The sequence below is a fragment of the Agromyces flavus genome (genome assembly GCF_900104685.1).
In the GTDB taxonomy this organism is placed as follows: Bacteria; Actinomycetota; Actinomycetes; order Actinomycetales; family Microbacteriaceae; genus Agromyces; species Agromyces flavus.
The window spans coordinates 1,132,444-1,152,915 of record NZ_LT629755.1; the positions used below are offsets into that span (position 1 = coordinate 1,132,444).

Sequence of the window (20,472 nt, forward strand, 5' to 3'; positions counted from 1 at the left end):
GGCGAGTGACGTGACCCTCCGAACCATCGATTCACTGGGTCCGCTCGCCGGCAGGCGCGTCGTCGTCCGTTGCGACCTCAACGTCCCTTTGCAGGACGGGGTCATCACGGACGACGGCCGCGTGCGCGCGTCGGTCCCCACGCTCACCGCGCTCGTCGAACAGGGCGCCAAGGTCATCGTGATCTCGCACCTCGGCCGCCCCGAGGGCGCGCCCGATCCGAAGTACAGCCTCGAGCCGGTGGCGACGCGCCTCGGCGAGGTGCTCGACGCTCCGGTGGCCTTCGCCTCCGACACGGTGGGCGACGATGCGACCGCCAAAGTCGCGGCCCTGGGCGACGGTGAGGTACTCGTGCTCGAGAACCTCCGCTTCAACCCGGGCGAGACGAGCAAGAACGAGGCCGAGCGCACGGCGTTCGCCGGGCAGCTGGCCGAGTTCGCCGATGCGGTCGTGTCCGACGGCTTCGGCGTCGTGCACCGCAAGCAGGCGAGCGTCTACGAGCTCGAGCAGCTTCGTCCGAGCGCCGCCGGATCCCTCATCGCGGCCGAGCTCGACGTGCTCGACCGGCTCACCGAGAACCCCGAGCGGCCGTACGTGGTCGTGCTCGGCGGCTCCAAGGTGTCCGACAAGCTCGGCGTCATCGAGCACCTGCTGCCACGCGTCGACGCCCTCCTGATCGGGGGCGGCATGCTGTTCACCTTCCTCGCGGCACAGGGTCACAAGGTCGGCTCGAGCCTGCTCGAGGCCGACCAGATCGACACCGTGAAGGGCTACCTCTCGGATGCCGCGGACCGCGGCGTCGACATCCTGCTGCCGACCGACGTGGTCGTCGCGGCCTCGTTCTCGGCCGACGCCGAGCACGAGGTCGCCCCGGCCGACGCCATCGAGGAGACGCCGTTCGGCGCGTCGGGCCTCGGCCTCGACATCGGTCCCGACACCGCGGCCGCGTTCGCCGAGCGGATCCGAGACGCCAAGACCGTGTTCTGGAACGGCCCGATGGGCGTGTTCGAACTCGCGCCGTTCGCCGAGGGCACGCGCGTCGTGGCATCCGCCCTCACCGAGGTCGACGGGCTCAGCGTCGTCGGCGGCGGCGACTCGGCCGCGGCCGTGCGGCAGCTCGGGTTCGACGAAGGCGCGTTCGGTCACATCTCGACGGGCGGCGGCGCGAGCCTGGAATTCCTCGAAGGCAAGAAACTCCCCGGACTGGAGGTCCTCGGATGGCAGTGACCCGCACCCCGTTCATCGCGGGCAACTGGAAGATGAACCTCGACCACCTGCAGTCGATCGCGTTCGTGCAGAAGCTCGCGTGGAGCCTCTCGGACGCGAAGCACGACTTCGCCGACGCCGAGGTGGCGGTGTTCCCGCCCTTCACCGACCTGAGGTCGGTGCAGTCGCTCATCTCGGCCGACGACCTGCCGCTCGGCTTCGGTGCGCAGGACCTGTCGCAGCACGACTCGGGCGCGTACACGGGCGAGGTGTCGGGGGCGTTCCTCGCGAAGCTCGACTGCGCGTACGTCATCATCGGCCACTCCGAGCGGCGGCAGTACCACGCCGAGACCGACGAGGTCGTGAACGCCAAGGTCTCTGCGGCGCACCGCCACGGGCTCGTCCCGGTGCTCTGCGTCGGCGAGACGGCGGAAGACCTGGAGCAGCACGGCGCGAGCGCGGTCCCCGTGGCGCAGCTGCGGGCAGCGCTCGACGGCGTGGATGTCTCGAAGGGACTCGTCGTGGCGTACGAGCCGGTCTGGGCCATCGGCTCCGGACAGGCCGCGACGCCCGAGCAGGCGCAGCAGGTCGCGGCGGCGCTCCGCGCCGTGCTCGCCGAGCTCGCGGGGGATGAGCTCGCCGCGTCCACGCGGATCCTGTACGGCGGCTCGGTCAAGGCCGCGAACATCGCATCCTTCCTCCGCGAGCCCGACGTCGACGGCGCGCTGGTCGGCGGGGCGAGCCTCGACATCGACGAGTTCTCGAGCATCGTCCGCTTCAAGAAGCACGTCGGCGCCTGACTCGTCCTCCCGCGTCGCCCGTGCCCTCGTGACGTGGGCGGGGCGGCGCGGGCGGCTATACTCGACTGGCGGCATCGACACTTCGTCATGCCCGGAAAGGTTTCACCGTGGAGATTCTCCAGGTCGTCCTGCAGGTGCTGCTCGGCCTCACGAGCATCCTGCTCACGCTCCTGATCCTGCTGCACAAGGGTCGCGGCGGCGGTCTGTCCGACATGTTCGGCGGCGGCGTCACGTCGAACCTCGGCGCGTCCGGGGTCGCGGAGCGCAACCTGAACCGCATCACGATCATCCTCGGTCTCGTGTGGGTGACGTGCATCGTGGTGCTCGGGCTCATCACGAAGTTCGACGCCGGAATCTGACGGAGGGCCACGTGGCATCAGGCAACAGCGCGATCCGGGGCTCGCGAGTCGGCTCCGGACCTATGGGCGAGCAGGACCGCGGCTTCCATGCCGACAGGGTCGCCGTCAGCTACTGGGACGCCCAGGGCAATGAGACGGTCCGGTACTTCGCGGCGAACCTCCCCGAGGAGGAGATCCCCGACGTCATCGACAGCCCCTCGACGGGCCTGCCGGCCGGGCGCGACAAGGACAACCCGCCCGCGGTCGCGAAGCTCGAGCCGTACAAGACGCACCTCGCGTACGTGAAGGAGCGCCGCACCGAGGAAGAGGCGGCCGCCCTCCTCGAAGAGGCGCTGCAGCAGCTTCGCGCGCGCCGCGGCACCGCGCAGGCGACCGACTGACGCAGGCGCCGCCGATCGGCGTCGGCGAGCACGACGACGAAACGGGCCGCCCCGAGTGGGGCGGCCCGTTCTCGCATGCGAGGTGCGTTCAGTAGTCGCGCGCGATGAGTGCGTCGGGCACCTCGGCCGCAGCATCCCGATCGACGAAGAACACGGTGCGCCGGCGACCCTTGATTCCGGCCACGGGGACCTCGTCGCGGCTGGCGCCGGCGAGCGCGAGCCCGAGGGCGGCCGCCTTGTCGGCACCCGCGAGCACCAGCCACACGCGCTGCGACGCGTTGATCACGGGACGCGTGAGGCTCAGGCGCTCGGGCGGGGGCTTCGGGGATTCCCGCACGGCGATCACGGGCCGGTCGACGACCTGGATGCCGGAACGGTGCGGGAACAGCGAAGCGATGTGGCCGTCGGGACCGACGCCGAGGAACACGATGTCGAACACGGGATGCGCGAGCCCCTCCGCGCCGAATCGCGCCAGCTCGGCCGCGTAGGCGTCGGCCGCCTCGTCCAGGCTGATGCCCTGGTCGGACGCCGGGAACGGGTGGATGTTCCCGGCCGGCAGCTGCAGCGCGTCCAGGAGCGCCTCGCGCGACAGCCGATCGTTGCGGTCGGCATCGCCATCGGGCACCCAGCGCTCGTCGCCCCACCAGAAGTGGACGCGATCCCAGTCCACGGACTGCCGGGCGGGTGACTCGCGCACGGCCTCGAGCACCGCACCGCCCATCGACCCGCCCGTCAGCACGACGTGCACGGTCTCCTGCGCGTCCAGCAGATCGAGCACCTTGGTGATGAATCGCGCGGCGACCGCTCCGGCGAGGGTGTCCTTGTCGGGATGGACGAGCACTCGGCGCTCGTTCGTCATGCGGTCGCTCCTTCGTCGTTCGCCGCTCGCTGCGAGACCAGCGCGAGCCCCCTGGTGATCACCTCACCGTACAGCTCATCGGGGTCCAGTCGGCGCAGCTCGTCGGCAAGGCAGTCGCGGAGGCTGCGCCGGGGGAGTGCGAGGTCGTGGACGGGCTGTCCGGGCTGACGCAGGGTCGCGACGCCGGGCTGATCGCGCACCAGCTCGATGCGGCCGTTCGGCCGGACGAGGTGGACGCCGTGGATGCCGTGCGAGCCGTGCTCGAGGCCGGTGAGCGTGCAGTCGGCCGGGGCGCCGAGCTGCATCGAGAGCCAGGCCGCGAGGAGCGTGGTCGACGGCGAGTCGACCGCGCCGGTGACGCTCACCGCCGTCACCGGATCGTACGGCGGCTGGTCGAGGACGGCCGCGAGCTGGGCGCGCCACAGCGTGAGCCGCGTCCACGCGAAGTCGGCGTCTCCCGGACGGTAGCTCGCGGCGAGCCGGTCCAGCGCGTCCTGCGGGTCTGGCTGCGTCGAGGCATCCGTGATGCGGCGCTGGGCGATGCGGCCGAGGGGCGAGTCGCCCGGCACCTCGGGCGCCGCACCCGGCCACCACGTCACCACGGGCGCGTCGGGGAGCAGGAGGCCCATGACCAGGCTCTGCTCGTCGTCGGCCGCGTCGCCGCGCGCACGGAGGATGATCACCTCGCTCGCGCCCGCGTCGCCGCCGACGCGGATCTCTGCGTCGATGCGGCTCTCGGTCGCGGGTGAGCCGTCGTCGTCCTCGGAGACGACGATGACGCGCATGGGGTGCTCGCGCGACGCGTCGTTCGCCGCCTCGATCGCCTCCTCCTCGCCATCGTGCGTGGTGTCGATGATGAGGGTCAGCACGCGCCCGAGGGCGACCACGCCGCCCTCCTCGCGGATCTTCACGAGGGTCTTCGACACCTGGCTGGTCGTGGTGTCTGGCAGTTCGACGATCATGGGCGCCTCCAGGTGCGGCCGTCGCGGGCGAGGAGTTCGTCAGCGGACGCCGGGCCCCACGAGCCGGGGCTGTACTGCTCGGGCCGGCCCTGCGTCGCCCAGAACTCCTCGATCGGGTCGAGGATCTTCCACGAGAGCTCGACCTCCTCCTGACGGGGGAACAGCGGCGGGTCGCCGAGGAGCACGTCGAGGATGAGTCGCTCGTAGGCCTCGGGGCTCGCCTCGGTGAACGCGTGGCCGTAGCCGAAGTCCATCGTGACGTCGCGCACCTGCATGCCGGCCCCGGGCACCTTGGAGCCGAACCGGATGGTGACGCCCTCGTCGGGCTGGACCCGGATCACGAGTGCGTTCTGGCCCAGCTGCGAGGTCTGGCTGTCGGCGAACACCTGCTGCGGCGCGCGCTTGAACACGACCGCGATCTCGGTGACGCGGCGGCCCAGGCGCTTTCCCGCGCGGAGGTAGAACGGCACGCCGGCCCACCGGCGGGTGCCGATGAGCAGCTTCATGGCGGCATAGGTCTCGGTCGTCGAGTCGGGGTTCATGCCGTCCTCGTCGAGGAAGCCGATGACCTTCTCGCCGCCCTGCCAACCGCCCGAGTACTGCCCGCGGGCCGTGGCGGTGGCGAGGTCGTCGGGCAGGCGCACCGCTCGCAGGATCTTCTCCTTCTCGGCGCGGAGGTCGGCCGCGTCGAACGAGATGGGCTCCTCCATCGCGGTGAGCGCGAGCAGCTGCAGCAGGTGGTTCTGGATGACGTCGCGCGCTGCGCCGATGCCGTCGTAGTAGCCCGCGCGGCCGCCCACGCCGATGTCCTCGGCCATCGTGATCTGCACGTGGTCGACGAAGTTGGCGTTCCAGATCGGCTCGTAGAGCTGGTTGGCGAACCGCAGCGCGAGGATGTTCTGGACCGTCTCCTTGCCGAGGTAGTGGTCGATCCGGAAGACCGAGTCGGGCGGGAAGACCGAGGCCACCACGTCGTTCAGCTCGATCGCCGTCTTCAGGTCGGAGCCGAAGGGCTTCTCGATGACGACGCGTCGCCACTGGCCCTCCTTCTGCTCCGTCAGTCCCGAGCGCTTGAGCTGCTCGGTGACGATCGGGAACGATTTCGGCGGGATCGAGAGGTAGAACGCGTGGTTGCCCATGGTGCCGCGTTCGCGATCCAGCTCCTCGACGGTCCGGCGCAGGCGGTCGAACGCCGCGTCGTCGTCGAAGGCGCCGGGCACGAAGCGGATGCCGCGGGCGAGCTGCTGCCACACGTCCTCGCGGAACTCGGTGCGGGCGTACTGCTGCACCGAGTCGTGCACGACCTTCTCGAAGTCCTGGTCCTCCCAGTCGCGACGCGCGAAGCCCACGAGCGCGAAGCCGGGAGGAAGCAACCCCCGGTTGGCGAGGTCGTAGACCGCGGGCATGAGCTTCTTGCGCGACAGGTCGCCGGTGACGCCGAAGATGATGAGGCTCGACGGTCCGGCGATCCGGTTCAGGCGGTAGTCCTTCGGCGAGCGCAGGGGGTTGTGCGTCGCCGTGATCTCGACCGGATGCATGTGCGCTCCCGGCATCAGCCGATCGCGGAGCGCAGCGACGCGAGGTCGGCGCTCGGATCGTTCAGCGTGAGCGTGAGCACCGGACGGCCGTGCTCGGCCAGCACCGACGCATCGCCCGACGCCTGCGCGGCGATGAGCTCGCCGAAGGTGAAGGGCCGCTCGGGGATGGCCAGGTCGTCGGCCGACCGCTGCACGAGCTGCAGGAACACGCCGTGCGCCGGGCCGCCCTTGTGGTACTGGCCCGTCGAGTGCAGGAAGCGCGGCCCCCACCCGAAGGTGACCGGCCGGCCGCTGCGCGCCGCGAGCTGGTCGCGGAGCTCCGCGAACTCGGGGTGAGCGACGCGGTCGACGTAGGCCTGCACCGAGATGTACCCGTCGGCCGGAACCTCCTCGAGGAGCACCTCGATCGCCGACGTGAGGTCGCTCGCGGCACCGATCACGTCGGGCGTACCCCGCACCTCGATGCCGTCGGTGACGAATGCGGCCGGAGCGGGCTCGGGACGCGCATCGAGCAGGCCGCGTGCCGCGATCTTCGCCGACTCGACGTCGGGCTGGTCGAACGGGTTGATGCCGAGGATGCGTCCGGCCACCGCGGTCGCGTACTCCCAGACGAGCAGCTGGGCGCCGAGCGTTCCCGAGACCCGGATCTCGCCGTGCGTGTCATCGACGAAGAGGTCGGTGCCGGCGTCGCTCACCAGGCGCACGACCTGGACGTCATCGGCGACGTTCGCCAGCTCGGGAGCGCCGCGGTCGAGGACCACGGGCAGGATGCCGGTGCCGTCCTTGCCGGTCGACTCCGCGATGAGCTGCTCGGCCCAGTCGGCGAAGCCCACGATGTGCGTGCCGTCGGCGACGATCGCGAGCTTGTCGCGTCGCGGCTCGGCACCGGCGATCGCCGCGCCGAGCACGAGTCCTGGGTTCTCCTCGGAGTCCACCGCGAGGGCGAGCTCGATGGCCTCGGCCTCGCCGAGCAGTTCCTCGAGGTCGACGCCCGCGAGGCCCGAGGGCACGAGTCCGAACGCGGTGAGCGCCGAGTACCGGCCGCCGACCGTCGGGTCGGCGTTGAAGACCCGGTAGCCCACGGCGCGAGCCGACTCGTCGAGCGGCGATCCGGGGTCGGTGACGACGACGATGCGGGACGCCGGGTCGATGCCGGCATCGCGGAACGCCTGCTCGTAGATGCGGCGCTGCGAGTCGGTCTCGACGGTCGAACCCGACTTCGACGACACCACGAGCGCCGTGCGCTCGAGCCGGTCGGCGAGCGCGGCGCCGACCTGCGCGGGCTCGGTCGAGTCGAGCACCGTGAGGTGTGCGCGCGCGGTCCGAGTGATGACCTCGGGTGCCAGCGAGCTGCCTCCCATGCCGGCCAGCACGATGTGGTCGACGCCATCGGCGCGCAGCTGGTCGCGCAGTGCAGCGATCTCGGGGAGGAGGGGTCGCGAGATCGCGACGGCCTCGGTCCACCCCAGCCGCTTCGACGCCTCGGGCTCGGCCTCGGGACCCCACAGGGACGCGTCGAGCGCCGTGATGCGCGACGCGACGTCGTCGGCGACGAGCTGGGGCACGAGGCGGCGGACCGCCTCGGCGGCGGGGCCGCTGACGGAGATGCGGACGTTCATCGCGCCGACTCCAGCGCGCCGCGAACCGTGTCCAGGAGTTCCTTCCACGACACGATGAACTTCTCGACGCCTTCGCGCTCGAGCAGTGCGGTGACGTCGTCGTAGTCGACGCCGGCGCTCGCGAGCGCGTCGAGGAGGCGGCCCGCCTCGGCGTACTTCCCGGTCACCGAGTCGCCCTCGATCACGCCGTGGTCGTAGGTGGCCTCGAGCGTCTTCTCGGGCATCGTGTTGACGACGCCGCGGGCGACGAGCTCGGTCACATACAGCGTGTCGGGCAGCGAGGGGTCCTTCACACCGGTCGAGGCCCACAGCGGGCGTTGGCGGTTCGCCCCGGCGTCGAGGAGCGCGACGGCCCGGGGGCTCGCGAACTCCTGCTCGAAGAGCTCGTAGGCGAGCTGCGCGTTCGCGACGCCCGCCCGGCTCTTCAGCGCGGCGGCCTCGGGCGTGCCGATCGCGGCGAGGCGCTTGTCGATCTCGGTGTCGACGCGCGAGACGAAGAACGACGCGACTGAGTGGATGGTGGAGAGGTCGATGCCGGCGGCCTTGGCCTGCTCGAGCCCGGTGAGGTAGGCGTCGATGACCTGGCGGTAGCGGTCGAGGCTGAAGATGAGCGTGACGTTGACGCTGATCCCGGCGGCGATCGCGGCGGTGATCGCCGGCAGCCCCTCGAGGGTGGCGGGGATCTTGATCATGACGTTCGGCCGGTCGACCTTCTCCCAGAGGCGGTGCGCCTCGGCGACGGTCGCGTCCGTGTCGTGCGCGAGATCGGGGGAGACCTCGATCGAGACGCGCCCGTCGTAGCCCTGGCTGCGCTCGTAGACCGGCAGGAAATGGTCGGCCGCGTCGCGCACGTCGTCGGTCGTGATCTCGAAGACCGCGCGGTCGACGTCGGCGCCGTCGGCGGCGAGCGCGTGCAGCTGCTCGCGGTACGACTCGCCGTCGGTCAGCGCCGCGGCGAAGATCGTCGGGTTCGTGGTGACGCCGACGACGTCGCGCTCGGCGATCAGTCGCTCGAGGCCGCCGGAGGTGATGCGCTGGCGCGACAGATCGTCGAGCCAGATGCTCACGCCGGCCTGCGAGAGGGCGGCGGTCGGAGTGTTGGTGCTCATGACAGTGGTCTCCTTCATGCTCGGACTCACGCGGAGGCGAGCGATTCCTTCGCGGCGGCGACGACGGCCTCGGCCGTGATCCCGAACTCGCGGAACAGCGTCTTGTAGTCGGCGGACGCGCCGAAGTGCTCGATCGACACGGCGCGTCCGCGCGTGCCGAGGTAGCGGTACCAGCTGAGGGCGAGGCCCGCCTCGACGCTCACGCGCGCCGTGACCGACGCCGGCAGCACCGATTCGCGGTACTCGGCGTCCTGCTCCTCGAACCACTCGAGGCTCGGCGCCGAGACGACGCGCGCGGCGACTCCGTCGGCGGCGAGCTGTTCGCGGGCGGCGAGCGCGACCTGCACCTCGGAGCCGGTCGCGATGAGGATCACATCGGGTGTACCCGACGCCGCATCGGCCAGCACGTACGCACCCTGCGACACGTTGTCCGCCGAGGCCAGCGTGTCGCCGGATGCCGCGCCCTCGCCGCGCTCGAACACGGGGATGTTCTGGCGCGTCAGCGCGATGCCGGCCGGACCGCCGCGGCGCTTGAGGATCTCGAGCCACGCGTAGGCCGTCTCGTTCGCGTCGGCGGGACGCACGACCGAGAGGTTCGGGATGGCACGCAGCGCCGACAGCTGCTCGATCGGCTGGTGCGTGGGGCCGTCCTCGCCGAGCGCGACCGAGTCGTGCGTCCAGACGAAGATCGAGGGGATGCCCATGAGCGCGGCCAGGCGCACGGCGGGGCGCATGTAGTCGCTGAAGATCAGGAACGTGCCGCCGAACGCGCGGGTCGGGCCGTGCAGCACGATGCCGTTGATGATCGAGCCCATCGCGTGCTCGCGGATTCCGAAGTGCAGCACCCGACCGTACGGGTTGCCGCTGAATTCGTGCGTCGACCACTGCTCGGGGATGAACGACGCAGCGTCGTTGATCGTGGTGAGGTTCGACTCGGCGAGGTCGGCCGAGCCGCCCCACAGCTCGGGCAGCTGCGCGGCGAGCGCGTTGATGACCTTGCCCGAAGCGGCACGCGTCGAGAGGTCCTTGCCGGCCTCGAACACGGGCAGCGCCGCCTCGAGTCCGTCGGGAAGCTCGCCCGCCTCGAGGCGGTCGAGCAGCGACTTGCGCTCGGGGTTGGCTGCGGCCCACGCGTCGAACGACTCCTGCCAGGCGGCCTTCGCCTCGGCGGCGCGATCCCGCGCGTTGCCGCGGGTGTGCTCGATGACCTCGTCGGCGACGACGAAGTGCTTCTCGGGGTCAAAGCCGAGCACCTGCTTGGTCGCGGCCAACTCGTCGGCGCCCAACGCCGAGCCGTGGATCTTGCCGGTGTTCTGCTTGTTCGGGGCGGGCCATCCGATGATCGTCTTCAGCACGATGATGGAGGGCTTGCCCGTCTCGGCCTTCGCCGCGGCGATCGCCTCGTCGAGCTCGGCGACATCCTCGACGTACTCGCCGGCCTTCTTCCAGTCGACCGTCTGCACGTGCCAGCCGTAGGCCTCGTAGCGCTTCGCGACGTCTTCGGTGAAGGCGATGTCGGTGTCATCCTCGATCGAGATCTGGTTCGAGTCGTAGATGACCACGAGGTTGCCCAGCTGCTGGTGACCCGCGAGCGAGGACGCCTCGCTGGTCACGCCCTCTTCGAGGTCGCCGTCGCTCGCGATCACGAAGACGTGGTGGTCGAACGGGCTCTCGCCGGCCGCCGCGTCGGGGTCGAACAGGCCGCGCTCGTAGCGCGCGGCGTAGGCGAAGCCGACGGCCGACGCGAGGCCCTGGCCGAGCGGGCCGGTCGTGATCTCGACGCCGTCGGTGTGGCCGTACTCGGGGTGGCCGGGCGTCTTCGAGCCCCACGTGCGGAGCGACTCGAGGTCGACGAGTTCGAGCCCGTCGCCCGCGAGGTAGAGCTGGACGTACTGGGTGAGCGAGCTGTGACCGGCCGACAGGATGAACCGGTCGCGCCCGAGCCAGTGGTGGTCGGCCGGGTCGCGGCGCATCACCTTCTGGTAGAGCAGGTAGGCGACGGGCGCGAGGCTCATCGCCGTGCCGGGGTGGCCGTTGCCGACCTTCTCCACGGCGTCGGCGGCGAGCACGCGCGCCGTGTCGACCGCGCGGTCGTCGATGGGGTCCCAGTGCAGAGGTGCCACGGGTAGCTGTTCCTTCCGGTTGTGACGGGCGTCGGGGAGCTCACAGGCGGCTCCCGACCCGCCGGGAAACGCGACGGCGCGGTGGAGCCCGGCGACGATCCGGTCATGCGCAGGTGGAGGTGCACGTCGAATCCGCGCCGCCGGGCGCGCTGGGTTCAGTATATGGAGTGGTCCTCACTCTGTGACGGGCCTTGACGGCCCGCGACTCGGCACCCGAGCCGCCCGGAAGTCGAGGGCGCGGCGTCTCGATGTCCTAGACTCGAACGGGATGCGCACGCCCGCCGTTCGCGCGCGCCCCGGAAGAGGAATCAATGCAGGCCGCTGCCATCACCCGTGAAGCTCGTCCGGCGATGAGCGTGCGACGCAAGGTCGCCGCCTACGTCGCCCTGACCAAGCCGCGGGTCATCGAGCTGCTCCTCGTCGTCACGGCGCCGACCATGATCCTCGCGTCGAACGGGCTGCCCGACCTCTGGCTGCTCGTCGCCACGCTCATCGGCGGCGCCATGAGCGCCGGATCGGCCGGCGCGTTCAACTGCTACATCGACCGCGACATCGACCGCGTCATGAAGCGCACCAAGGGCCGTCCGCTCGTAACGGGCGAGCTCACCGACCGCGAGGCGCTCGTGTTCGCCTACGCCCTCGGCATCGCCTCGATCCTCTGGCTCGGGGTGTTCACCAACTGGGTCGCGGCCGGGCTCTCGCTCCTCGCCATCCTCCTCTACGTCGTCTTCTACAGCCTCATCCTCAAGCGCCGCACGGCGCAGAACATCGTGTGGGGCGGCGTCGCCGGATGCATGCCCGTGCTCATCGGCTGGGCAGCCGTGACCGGCAGCCTCGATTGGGCGCCGTTCATCCTGTTCCTGGTCATCTTCCTCTGGACGCCGCCGCACTACTGGCCGCTGTCCATGAAGTACAAGGAGGACTACGCGGCCGCCGGCGTGCCGATGCTCGCGGTCGTCCGCGGACGCGCGCAGGTCGGCCTCCAGGTCATCCTCTACGCCTACGCGACGGTCGCCGCATCACTGCTGCTCATCCCCGTCGCCGGGATGGGGCTGCTCTACTCGAGCGTGGCGCTCGTCACCGGCGTGTGGTTCATCGCCGAGTGCCACCGTCTCTACAGCCTCGCCATCCGCGGCGTCGAGGTGTCGCCGATGCGCGTGTTCCACGGCTCGATCGTGTACCTCTCCCTGCTGTTCCTCGCGGTCGGCATCGACCCGCTGCTCCCGTTCTGATCCGCGCACCTCACGGGTGCTCGGGGATGTAGCTCGGGGCGGGGACACCGGCTCCCGTGAGGTCGTCGCACTTGACGAACTGGGTGCCGACCCGCTGGAGCTCGCACGCGTCGCGGTCGCCGAGCTGCACGTGACGGGCGGGCCACTGCCCGGGATCCGGTATGGCGACCGCAGGTGCGGCGGCGATGCCGACGATGAGTGCGGCGGCCGAGGCCACGAGGGCCGTGGTGGTCGCGGTGGTGATCGTGGTGCTGGTGGTGCGCATGATGCCGGTCCTTCCTTCACGGTTCGGCGTGTTCGATGCCTCGAGGCTCGTCGCGCGGGGGTGCGACGGGATCGGGCGCACCCCCTGAGATCCCGGACGAAAGTCCTGATTTCGGGTCCGGCGGATGGGACACTGGTTCGGTGGTCGTTTCGGCCGCGACCGCCGGGCCCGACCTCGTCGGCCGTGAGCGGGAGCTCGACATCCTGGGGGGACTCCTCGACCGTGCGTGGGCCGAGGAGGCGCACTCGGTCGTCGTCTCGGGCGATTCGGGCGTCGGCAAGACGGCGCTCGTCGCGCGCGCCTGCGCCGACCACCGGGGAGGGGAGGCCCTGATCGGGACCTGCCTTCCGCTGACCTCGATGTCGATCCCGTTCCTGCCCATCCGCTCAGCACTGCGCGCCAACCCGCATCTGGTGGCCCCTCCGGAGGCGCCCGTCGACGGCGGCGAACGCGAGTTCGCGCTGCGCTTCGACGCCTGGCTCGACGAGCAGACCGCGCGGACCCCGGTCGTCCTCGTCGTGGACGACGTCCAGTGGGCCGACCGGAGCACGCTCGATACCCTCATGTACGCCATCGCGGGATCGCCGTCCCGTCGGCTCGCCATCGTGATGACCTTGCGGGCCGGTGAGATCGGGCTCGGGCATCCGCTTCAGCGCTGGCTCGCGGATGTCCGGCGCATGCCGCGGACGTTCGAGATGGAGCTCGCGCCCCTCGACCGGGAGGCCACGGCCGCCCAGATCGAAATCCTGCTCGGGGGATCGCCGCACCAGTCGCTCATCGACGACGTGTATTCACGGAGCCGCGGCAACCCGTACTTCACCCGACTGCTGGTGGCGGGGCTCCCTCCTGAGGCCCGTGGCGTGCCCGCGGCCTTCCCTTCCGACCTGAGCTCCGCGGTCCTGCAGTCGTGGTACCGCCTCTCGGAGCCGACCCGCGAGCTCGCGTCCGTGCTCGCGGTCGGCGGCCGCGCGATGAGCGCTGACGAGCTCGCACGGATCGTCGCGAACGGCGGCGGGAGCGAGGACGTCAGGGCCTCCCTGCGGGAGGCGGTCGACTCGGGCACGCTCGACCGGCTGGAGGACGGCACCGTCTGGTTCCACCATCCGCTGAATGCCGAGGTCCTGGAGGCCACGCTCGGAGAGGACGAGCGACAAGGCTGGCACCGCCGGTTCGCCGACGACCTCGCCGCCGCCGCGAGTGGAACGTCCCTGGCAGTCGGTTCGGCGGTGTCGCTCGCCGACCACCGATACCGCGCGGGGCAGGATCACGAGGCTTTCGAGGCCGCACTGGCCGCCGCGGACGCCGCAGGCGCGGTCGCCGGGCACGCCGAGCAGATCCGCCTGCTGCGGCGGGCCGCCGAGCTGCGCATCGAGCTGCTCGGCGCGGGGAGGTCGCTCGAATCGATCCTCCGCAGCATCCGCGCGGTGGCGGCAGAGGCCGGGCAGACGGAGGATGAGCTCTGGGCGGTCGAACGCCTGCTCGCGACGGTGGATCCGACCGCGGCGCCGCTCGTGGCCAGCGAGCTGCTGGTCCGGCGGATGCACCTCCGCTTCATGGCCGGCCTCGGATTCATCGACGTCCGCGAGATGCAGGAGGCCGTGCGACTCGCCGAGGCCGACCGCTCGAGTCCGGAGTACTCGCTCGCCCTCGCCGAGCTCGCGCACGCCGAGCTGTGGGCCGGGCTGCCCGACGCCGGCGAGCATGCCGAGACGGCGATCGCCGTGGCGCGCCGGACCGCCGATCCACGCGCGCTCGCGCTCGCGCTCGCGGCCGGTTCGATGGCGGCCAGCTTCGCGGGCGATCTGTCGAGTGCCGCTGAGCTCGGGACGGAGGCCCTCGCCCCGGCGCTCCGGGCGCGTGCCTGGTGGGAATACGTCCACGCGTCGATGTGGGCGGCGAACGCCGTCGAGACCTGGGCGAGCGAGGCGTACGCGTCGATGATGCGGGATCGCGCCCTCGCCCTCGTTCAGCACGGCGGCCCCCACCCGTACGTCGCCTGGCTCGCCACGTCCGAAGCGCTGTCGCGGCTCACGAGCGGATCGCCGGACGAGGCGGAGATGCGGCTGCGCATCGCGCTCGGTTCGGACCCCGGCCCGCTCGGCGACGTCGAGGCACGGCTGGCGGCGGCACGGCTCGCGGTGCTGCAGGGTCGTCAGCGCGAGGCCGAGGATCACCTGCGCCGCGTCGAAGAGCTGATCGTCGACGGGTCGACCTTCCGCAACCTCGAGTACGACGCCGTCCGCGCGGAAGTCCGACTGGGGGCCGGCGACGCCGCGGGCGCGTACGACGCGGCACTCGCGGGTGCGGCCGATCGGGGATCCCCGCCCACGATGGCCGAATGGCTGCTGCCGTTCGCGGCGCGCGCCCTCGCCGACCGGGCGCAGGCGGCGAGGGACGTCGGCGAATCGGACCGAGCGGCGCTCGCGTCACTCGACGCGCTCGTCGAGCGCTTCCCGCACGTGATCGAGGACGTCGGATCGTGGACCGAGCTCATGCGGCGGCAGAACACCGCGCTCGACGCGGTGTACGCCGCCGAGTGCGCTCGCGCCCGTGGGTCGGCCGGCGCGGCGGAGGCGTGGGTCCTCGCCGCGCACCGGTGCCACGCGGCGCGACTGCCGTGGGAGGAGGCCTATGCGCGGTGGCGGGCTGCGGAGGCGCTCCTGGTGCGGGGCGGCGATCGGCTCGCCGGCGCCGACATGCTGCGGCTTGGACTCGTGCTCGCCCGTCACCTGGGCGCGCGGCCGGTCGTGGACGAGCTGCTCGACTTGGCGCAGCGTGCCAGGATCCCGATCGAGGAGTCACGCCCGGTCCGGGTCGCCGCCGACACGAACCTGCCCTCCTTGACCGAGCGCGAACGCGAGGTGCTCGCGCTCGTCGCGGTCGGCCGGACCTACTCGGAGATCGCGCGCGAGCTGATGATCAGCGACAAGACGGTGAGCACCCACGTCTCGCACCTGCTCGCGAAGACGGGTTCCGCCAACCGCGTCGAGCTGGCGCGGCTCGTTCACCGCGTGGGAGCGGACGGAAACCGCGGCGGCGAGTGACGCCGCCGGGTCAGCGAGCGGATGCCGCGACCGCGGCGTCGCCTGCGGGGGCGGCGGTCGCGGTCGGCCGCTTGAGCTTCAGCACGAGGACGGTCATCGTGGCCGCCGTCAGGGCGGCGAGCACCATGTGCACGCCGACGGCCAGCGGCGGCAGGCCGTTGCGGGCCTGGTAGAGCCCGACGGCGATCTGCACGACCTCGACCAGCAGCAGCACGACGACCCATCGGCGCACCGGAAGGCGCAGGCGCGAGGCGCCAACGAGCAGCACGAGCGTGAGCACGAAGAGCGCGTATCCCGGCCAGGCGTGCACGTGCTCGAGCAGTTCGGCGTTGTATCCGGTGCGGCCGGCGTCGGCGTCGCCCGAGTGCGGCCCCGACGCGGTCGTCAGCACGCCGAACACGATCGAGACGGCAAGGACCGCGGTGGTCGCGTGCGTCAGGCCGGCGTACCAGCTGGGCACCGCGAGCTCCCGCGGACCCGGAACGGCGTCGAGGCGCACGAGGTACGCGGCCGTGACGCACACGAGCACCAGCGACGCGACGTAGTGGAAGCCGACGATGAAGGGGTTCAGCCCGGTCCAGACGGTGATGCCGCCGACGATCGCCTGGGCGACGATCCCGAGCACCACCACGACGGCGAGCGTCCACAGGTCGCGGCGTTCGCGACGGATCCGCCAGATCGAGAGCACCACGAGCACGGCGACGATGCCGACGACGCCGGTCATGAGGCGATTGCCGAACTCGATCATGCCGTGGATGCCCATCTCGGGCGTGGTCACGAGCGAGCCCTCGGTGCAGAGCGGCCAGGTCGGGCAGCCGAGGCCCGAACCGGTGAGCCGGACGGCCCCGCCGGTGGCGATGATGATCGTCTGGGCGAGGAACGACAGCCACGCCACGACGCGCACGCGGCGGTCGATGCGGTCGGGCAGCCAGGCGGTCACGCGGTTCACGCTCGTGGATTCCTGATCCGGGTCGCAGTGGGAGGGTTCTGGGAGTCAGGACTCCGGGACCTTGGACCCTATAGACTTGATGGGTTGGCACGGCCCGACGCGCGCGCTTCGGCGCGGCACCGGCGCACAGCCATTCTAGGTTCGCGACGACGCCACCCGCACATCACTCCACGACCGCACCGGCGCCTCGACCGGGAGGCAGGAGTGGCCGGACTGATATCCGGTGAGTGGGAGGAGAAGAGGGAGAGCATGACGGACGTACTGATCGACCGCCCCGAGTTGGAAGGGCTCGGCACGTACGAGTTCGGCTGGGCCGACTCCGACGTGGCCGGGGCATCCGCTCGCCGTGGCCTGTCGCCCGAAGTGGTGGCCGACATCTCTCGGCTGAAGGACGAGCCCGAGTGGATGCTGCAGCGACGGCTCCGCGCACTGCAGCTGTTCGACCGCAAGCCCATGCCGAGCTGGGGCGCCGACCTGTCGGAGATCGACTTCGACAACATCAAGTACTTCGTCCGTTCCACCGAGAAGCAGGCCCAGACCTGGGAGGACCTTCCCGAGGACATCCGGAACACCTACGAGCGACTCGGCATCCCCGAGGCCGAGCGCCAGCGCCTCGTCGCCGGTGTGGCCGCGCAGTACGAGTCCGAGGTCGTGTACCACCAGATCCGTGAGGACCTCGAGGAGCAGGGCGTCATCTTCCTCGACACGGACACTGCGCTCAAGGAGCACCCCGAGTTCTTCGAGGAGTACTTCGGCACGGTGATCCCCGCGGGCGACAACAAGTTCGCGGCGCTCAACACCGCGGTATGGTCGGGCGGCTCGTTCGTCTACGTGCCGAAGGGCGTGCACGTCGAGATCCCGCTGCAGGCGTACTTCCGCATCAACACCGAGAACATGGGCCAGTTCGAGCGGACCCTCATCATCGCCGACGAGGACTCGTACGTGCACTACATCGAGGGCTGCACCGCCCCGATCTACAAGTCCGACTCGCTGCACTCGGCCGTCGTCGAGATCATCGTGAAGAAGAACGCTCGCGTTCGCTACACCACGATCCAGAACTGGTCGAACAACGTCTACAACCTCGTCACGAAGCGTGCGGTCGCCCACGAGGGCGCCACCATGGAGTGGGTCGACGGCAACATCGGCTCCAAGGTGACGATGAAGTACCCGTCGATCTTCCTGATGGGCGAGCACGCCAAGGGCGAGACGCTCTCAGTCGCCTTCGCGGGCCCGGGTCAGCACCAGGACGCCGGCGCCAAGATGATCCACATGGCTCCGTACACGCAGTCGTCGATCGTGTCGAAGTCGATCGCGCGCGGCGGCGGCCGCGCCGGGTACCGCGGCGAGGTGCGCGTCGACGCCAACGCCCACCACGCCGCGAACACCGTGCGATGCGACGCGCTGCTCGTCGACACGATCTCGCGCTCCGACACGTACCCCGCCATCGACATCCGCGTCGACGACGTGCAGCTCGGCCACGAGGCCACGGTGTCGAAGGTCAGCGAGGAGCAGCTCTTCTACCTGATGGCGCGCGGCATCCCCGAAGACGAGGCGATGGCCATGATCGTGCGCGGGTTCATCGAGCCGATCGCGCGCGAGCTGCCGATGGAATACGCGATGGAACTCAACAAGCTCATCGAGATGGGCATGGAAGGATCGGTCGGCTAGGAATGACCGACACTATGCAGAGCACCGCCATGCCCACTTCGGAGCAGCACGGCTTCCGACCCCATTCCGACGGCGCGTTCGTCCCCGTGCAGACGCGTTCCGAGCGCTTCCGGTCGACGGATGTCGCGGAGTTCCCGCCGGTGACCGGGCGCGAGCACGAGTGGAAGTACTCGCCGGTCGCGGCGTTCGCCGACCTCACCTCGGGTGAGCTCGACGGCGCGCGAGTCGAGGTCGAGTCGACGGATGTCGCGGGCGTCTCGGTCTCGTGGATCCCGAGCGACGACGCCCGCATCGGCCGCGCCGGCATTCCGGAAGACCGTGCGTCCGCGAACGCGTGGTCGAGCTTCGACGAGGCGCTCCTGGTCGCGATCTCGGGCGAGGAGGCGAAGACCGTCACCGTGACGCGCTCGGGCCTCGGCATCGCTCCTCGCGGCGCGCACACCGTGATCGAGGCGGCGCCGAACAGCCGCGCGCTCGTCGTGCTGCGCGGAACGGGCGACGCCCGCCTGGCCGAGAACGTCGAGGTCGTGGTGGGCGAGGGGGCGAACCTGACGGTCGTGTCCCTCCAGGAGTGGACCGACGACTCGGTGCACCTCGCCAGCCACTTCTCGCGGATCGCGCGCGACGCCAAGCTCAAGCACATCGTCGTCTCGCTCGGCGGCAAGGTCGTGCGGGTCAACCCGTCCACCCACCTCGCCGAGCAGGGCGGCGACGTCGAGGCCCTCGGCCTGTACTTCTCCGACGCCGGCCAGCATCTCGAGCAGCAGGTGTTCGTCCACCACGATGCGCCGCACACCCGCTCGCGCGTCACCTACAAGGGCGCACTCCAGGGCGAGGGCGCGCGCAGCGTCTGGATCGGCGACGTCCTCATCGGGAACGCGGCGACCGGTACCGACAGCTACGAGCAGAACCGCAACCTCGTGCTGACCGACGGCACGCGCGCCGACTCCGTCCCGAACCTCGAGATCGAGACCGGCGACATCGAAGGCGCCGGCCACGCGAGCGCGACCGGCCGGTTCGACGACGAGCAGCTGTTCTACCTCCAGGCACGGGGCATCCCCGAAGAGGAGGCCCGACGCCTCGTCGTGCGCGGCTTCCTCGCCGAGGTCGTCCAGCAGATCGGCGACGCCGAACTCGAGGAGCGCCTGATGGCGGCGCTCGAAGCCGAACTCCAGGGGAGCTGACGTGGCAGGCACGCGCGTGTGCGGGGTCGACGACCTCGCCGTGAACGAGGCACAGCGGTTCGTCGTCGACGGCGTGCCGATCGCCGTGGTGAAGGATGCCGCGGGCGAGATCTTCGCGATCGGCGACACGTGCACGCACGGCGACATCTCCCTCTCCGAGGGGTTCGTCGAGGACGACACGCTCGAGTGCTGGGCGCACGGCTCGAAGTTCTCCCTCGCCACGGGCAAGCCGCTCACGCTGCCGGCGTACGAGCCCGTGCCCGTCTTCAAGGTCGAGATCACCGACGGGGGCGTCGTCATCGACCCCGCGGTGAAGCTCGCCGTCTGAATCCCGACTTCCCACGACCTCCGGCCGCTTTGCGGCCCGCAACGAAAGAGACCACCGAATCACCATGTCCGTGCTCGAGATCAAGAACCTGCACGTCAACGTCGAGACCGACCAGGGCACCCGCGAGATCCTCCGCGGCGTCGACCTGACCATCAACGAGGGCGAGATCCACGCCATCATGGGGCCGAACGGCTCCGGCAAGTCCACGCTGGCCTACACGATCGCCGGTCACCCGAAGTACACCGTCGTCGAGGGCGAGATCCTGTTCGACGGCGAGAACGTGCTCGAGATGACGGTCGACGAGCGCGCGCGAGCGGGCCTCTTCCTCGCGATGCAGTACCCCGTCGAGATCCCCGGCGTCACGGTCACGAACTTCCTCCGCACCGCGAAGACCGCGATCGACGGCCAGGCGCCCTCGATCCGCGGCTGGGTCAAGGACGTCCGCGAGTCGATGAACAACCTCAAGATGGATCCGGCCTTCGCCGAGCGCAACGTCAACGAGGGCTTCTCCGGCGGCGAGAAGAAGCGCAACGAGATCCTCCAGCTCGAGCTGCTCAAGCCGAAGTTCGCGGTGCTCGACGAGACCGACTCGGGCCTCGACGTCGATGCGCTCCGCATCGTCTCCGAAGGCGTGAACCGCGCCCACGAGAACACCGACGTCGGCATCCTGCTGATCACGCACTACACGCGGATCCTGCGCTACATCAAGCCCGACTTCGTGCACGTCTTCGTGGCCGGCAGGATCGCCGAGCAGGGCGGACCCGAGCTGGCCGAGCGCCTCGAGGACGAGGGCTACGACCGCTACAACGTGGCCGAGTCGGCCACCCAGTAGGCGACGGTAGACTCCAG

General features: G+C 70.6%; 18 protein-coding genes. 10 read left to right on the plus strand and 8 right to left on the minus strand.

Annotated features, from left to right (window positions below; all coding sequences use genetic code 11):
* Positions 1–10 precede the first annotated feature (10 nt).
* The 4 genes from BLT99_RS05340 to BLT99_RS05355 all read left to right on the plus strand — a co-directional run bounded on the left by BLT99_RS05340 (position 11) and on the right by BLT99_RS05355 (position 2,743).
* Positions 11–1,225, plus strand: coding sequence for a phosphoglycerate kinase (locus BLT99_RS05340; RefSeq protein WP_092669909.1), 1,215 nt, complete (start codon positions 11–13; stop codon positions 1,223–1,225).
* Positions 1,216–2,004: a triose-phosphate isomerase gene (gene tpiA, locus BLT99_RS05345; protein ID WP_092669911.1), complete on the plus strand. Its 789-nt coding sequence runs from the start codon at positions 1,216–1,218 to the stop codon at positions 2,002–2,004. The genes BLT99_RS05340 and tpiA overlap by 10 nt, the downstream gene beginning before the upstream one ends.
* 107 nt (positions 2,005–2,111) lie before the next feature.
* Complete coding sequence (secG, locus tag BLT99_RS05350; RefSeq protein ID WP_067947350.1) at positions 2,112–2,363, plus strand: preprotein translocase subunit SecG; 252 nt, start codon at positions 2,112–2,114, stop codon at positions 2,361–2,363.
* An 11-nt stretch (positions 2,364–2,374) separates the two neighbouring features.
* Positions 2,375–2,743 carry an RNA polymerase-binding protein RbpA gene (locus BLT99_RS05355; RefSeq protein WP_092669913.1) on the plus strand — a complete coding sequence of 123 codons (369 nt, stop codon included), beginning with the start codon at positions 2,375–2,377 and terminating at the stop codon, positions 2,741–2,743.
* A gap of 88 nt (positions 2,744–2,831) precedes the next feature.
* Here BLT99_RS05355 and pgl read toward each other — a convergent pair whose 3' ends face one another.
* From pgl to tkt, 6 genes are read right to left on the minus strand one after another with little or no spacing between them, the layout of a single operon-like run.
* Complete coding sequence (gene pgl, locus BLT99_RS05360; protein WP_092669915.1) at positions 2,832–3,602, minus strand: 6-phosphogluconolactonase; 771 nt, start codon at positions 3,600–3,602, stop codon at positions 2,832–2,834.
* The gene (locus tag BLT99_RS05365) at positions 3,599–4,564 is read right to left on the minus strand and encodes a glucose-6-phosphate dehydrogenase assembly protein OpcA (protein WP_092669917.1); all 966 of its coding nucleotides are present in this window, start codon (positions 4,562–4,564) and stop codon (positions 3,599–3,601) included. Before BLT99_RS05365 ends, pgl begins: the two co-directional genes overlap by 4 nt.
* Positions 4,561–6,102: a glucose-6-phosphate dehydrogenase gene (zwf, locus tag BLT99_RS05370; RefSeq protein WP_092675672.1), complete on the minus strand. Its 1,542-nt coding sequence runs from the start codon at positions 6,100–6,102 to the stop codon at positions 4,561–4,563. Before zwf ends, BLT99_RS05365 begins: the two co-directional genes overlap by 4 nt.
* Positions 6,103–6,116: 14 nt before the next feature.
* On the minus strand, positions 6,117–7,721 hold the full coding sequence (locus tag BLT99_RS05375) for a glucose-6-phosphate isomerase (RefSeq protein WP_092669919.1): 1,605 nt from the start codon (positions 7,719–7,721) through the stop codon (positions 6,117–6,119).
* Positions 7,718–8,830 carry a transaldolase gene (tal, locus tag BLT99_RS05380; protein ID WP_092675675.1) on the minus strand — a complete coding sequence of 371 codons (1,113 nt, stop codon included), beginning with the start codon at positions 8,828–8,830 and terminating at the stop codon, positions 7,718–7,720. The genes BLT99_RS05375 and tal overlap by 4 nt, the downstream gene beginning before the upstream one ends.
* Positions 8,831–8,856: 26 nt before the next feature.
* Entirely contained in the window at positions 8,857–10,953 is a 2,097-nt protein-coding gene (gene tkt / locus BLT99_RS05385) for a transketolase (protein ID WP_092669921.1), read from the minus strand.
* Positions 10,954–11,264: 311 nt separating this feature from the next.
* On the opposite strand from tkt, the gene BLT99_RS05390 reads away from it, so the two are divergent.
* Positions 11,265–12,185, plus strand: coding sequence for a heme o synthase (locus BLT99_RS05390; protein WP_092669923.1), 921 nt, complete (start codon positions 11,265–11,267; stop codon positions 12,183–12,185).
* A gap of 10 nt (positions 12,186–12,195) precedes the next feature.
* Here BLT99_RS05390 and BLT99_RS05395 read toward each other — a convergent pair whose 3' ends face one another.
* Positions 12,196–12,450 (minus strand): hypothetical protein, encoded by a 255-nt coding sequence (locus BLT99_RS05395; RefSeq protein ID WP_092669925.1) that lies wholly within the window; start codon positions 12,448–12,450, stop codon positions 12,196–12,198.
* A gap of 35 nt (positions 12,451–12,485) precedes the next feature.
* Between BLT99_RS05395 and BLT99_RS05400 the strand changes: the two genes are divergently transcribed.
* Entirely contained in the window at positions 12,486–15,494 is a 3,009-nt protein-coding gene (locus BLT99_RS05400; protein ID WP_092669927.1) for a helix-turn-helix transcriptional regulator, read from the plus strand.
* A 10-nt stretch (positions 15,495–15,504) separates the two neighbouring features.
* Here the strand turns inward: BLT99_RS05400 and BLT99_RS05405 are convergent, their stop codons facing one another.
* Positions 15,505–16,443: a COX15/CtaA family protein gene (locus BLT99_RS05405; RefSeq protein WP_092669929.1), complete on the minus strand. Its 939-nt coding sequence runs from the start codon at positions 16,441–16,443 to the stop codon at positions 15,505–15,507.
* 249 nt (positions 16,444–16,692) lie between these two features.
* Between BLT99_RS05405 and sufB the strand changes: the two genes are divergently transcribed.
* The 4 genes from sufB (at position 16,693) to sufC (ending at position 20,455) form a co-directional block, all read left to right on the plus strand.
* The gene (gene sufB, locus BLT99_RS05410; protein WP_092669931.1) at positions 16,693–18,111 is read left to right on the plus strand and encodes a Fe-S cluster assembly protein SufB; all 1,419 of its coding nucleotides are present in this window, start codon (positions 16,693–16,695) and stop codon (positions 18,109–18,111) included.
* Positions 18,112–18,125: 14 nt separating this feature from the next.
* Positions 18,126–19,295: a Fe-S cluster assembly protein SufD gene (sufD, locus tag BLT99_RS05415; protein WP_229724646.1), complete on the plus strand. Its 1,170-nt coding sequence runs from the start codon at positions 18,126–18,128 to the stop codon at positions 19,293–19,295.
* A 1-nt stretch (position 19,296) separates the two neighbouring features.
* A complete protein-coding gene (locus tag BLT99_RS05420; protein WP_092669935.1) occupies positions 19,297–19,623 on the plus strand; it encodes a non-heme iron oxygenase ferredoxin subunit in 327 nt (108 codons plus the stop codon).
* A gap of 64 nt (positions 19,624–19,687) precedes the next feature.
* Positions 19,688–20,455 carry a Fe-S cluster assembly ATPase SufC gene (gene sufC, locus BLT99_RS05425; protein ID WP_092669937.1) on the plus strand — a complete coding sequence of 256 codons (768 nt, stop codon included), beginning with the start codon at positions 19,688–19,690 and terminating at the stop codon, positions 20,453–20,455.
* Positions 20,456–20,472 lie beyond the last annotated feature (17 nt).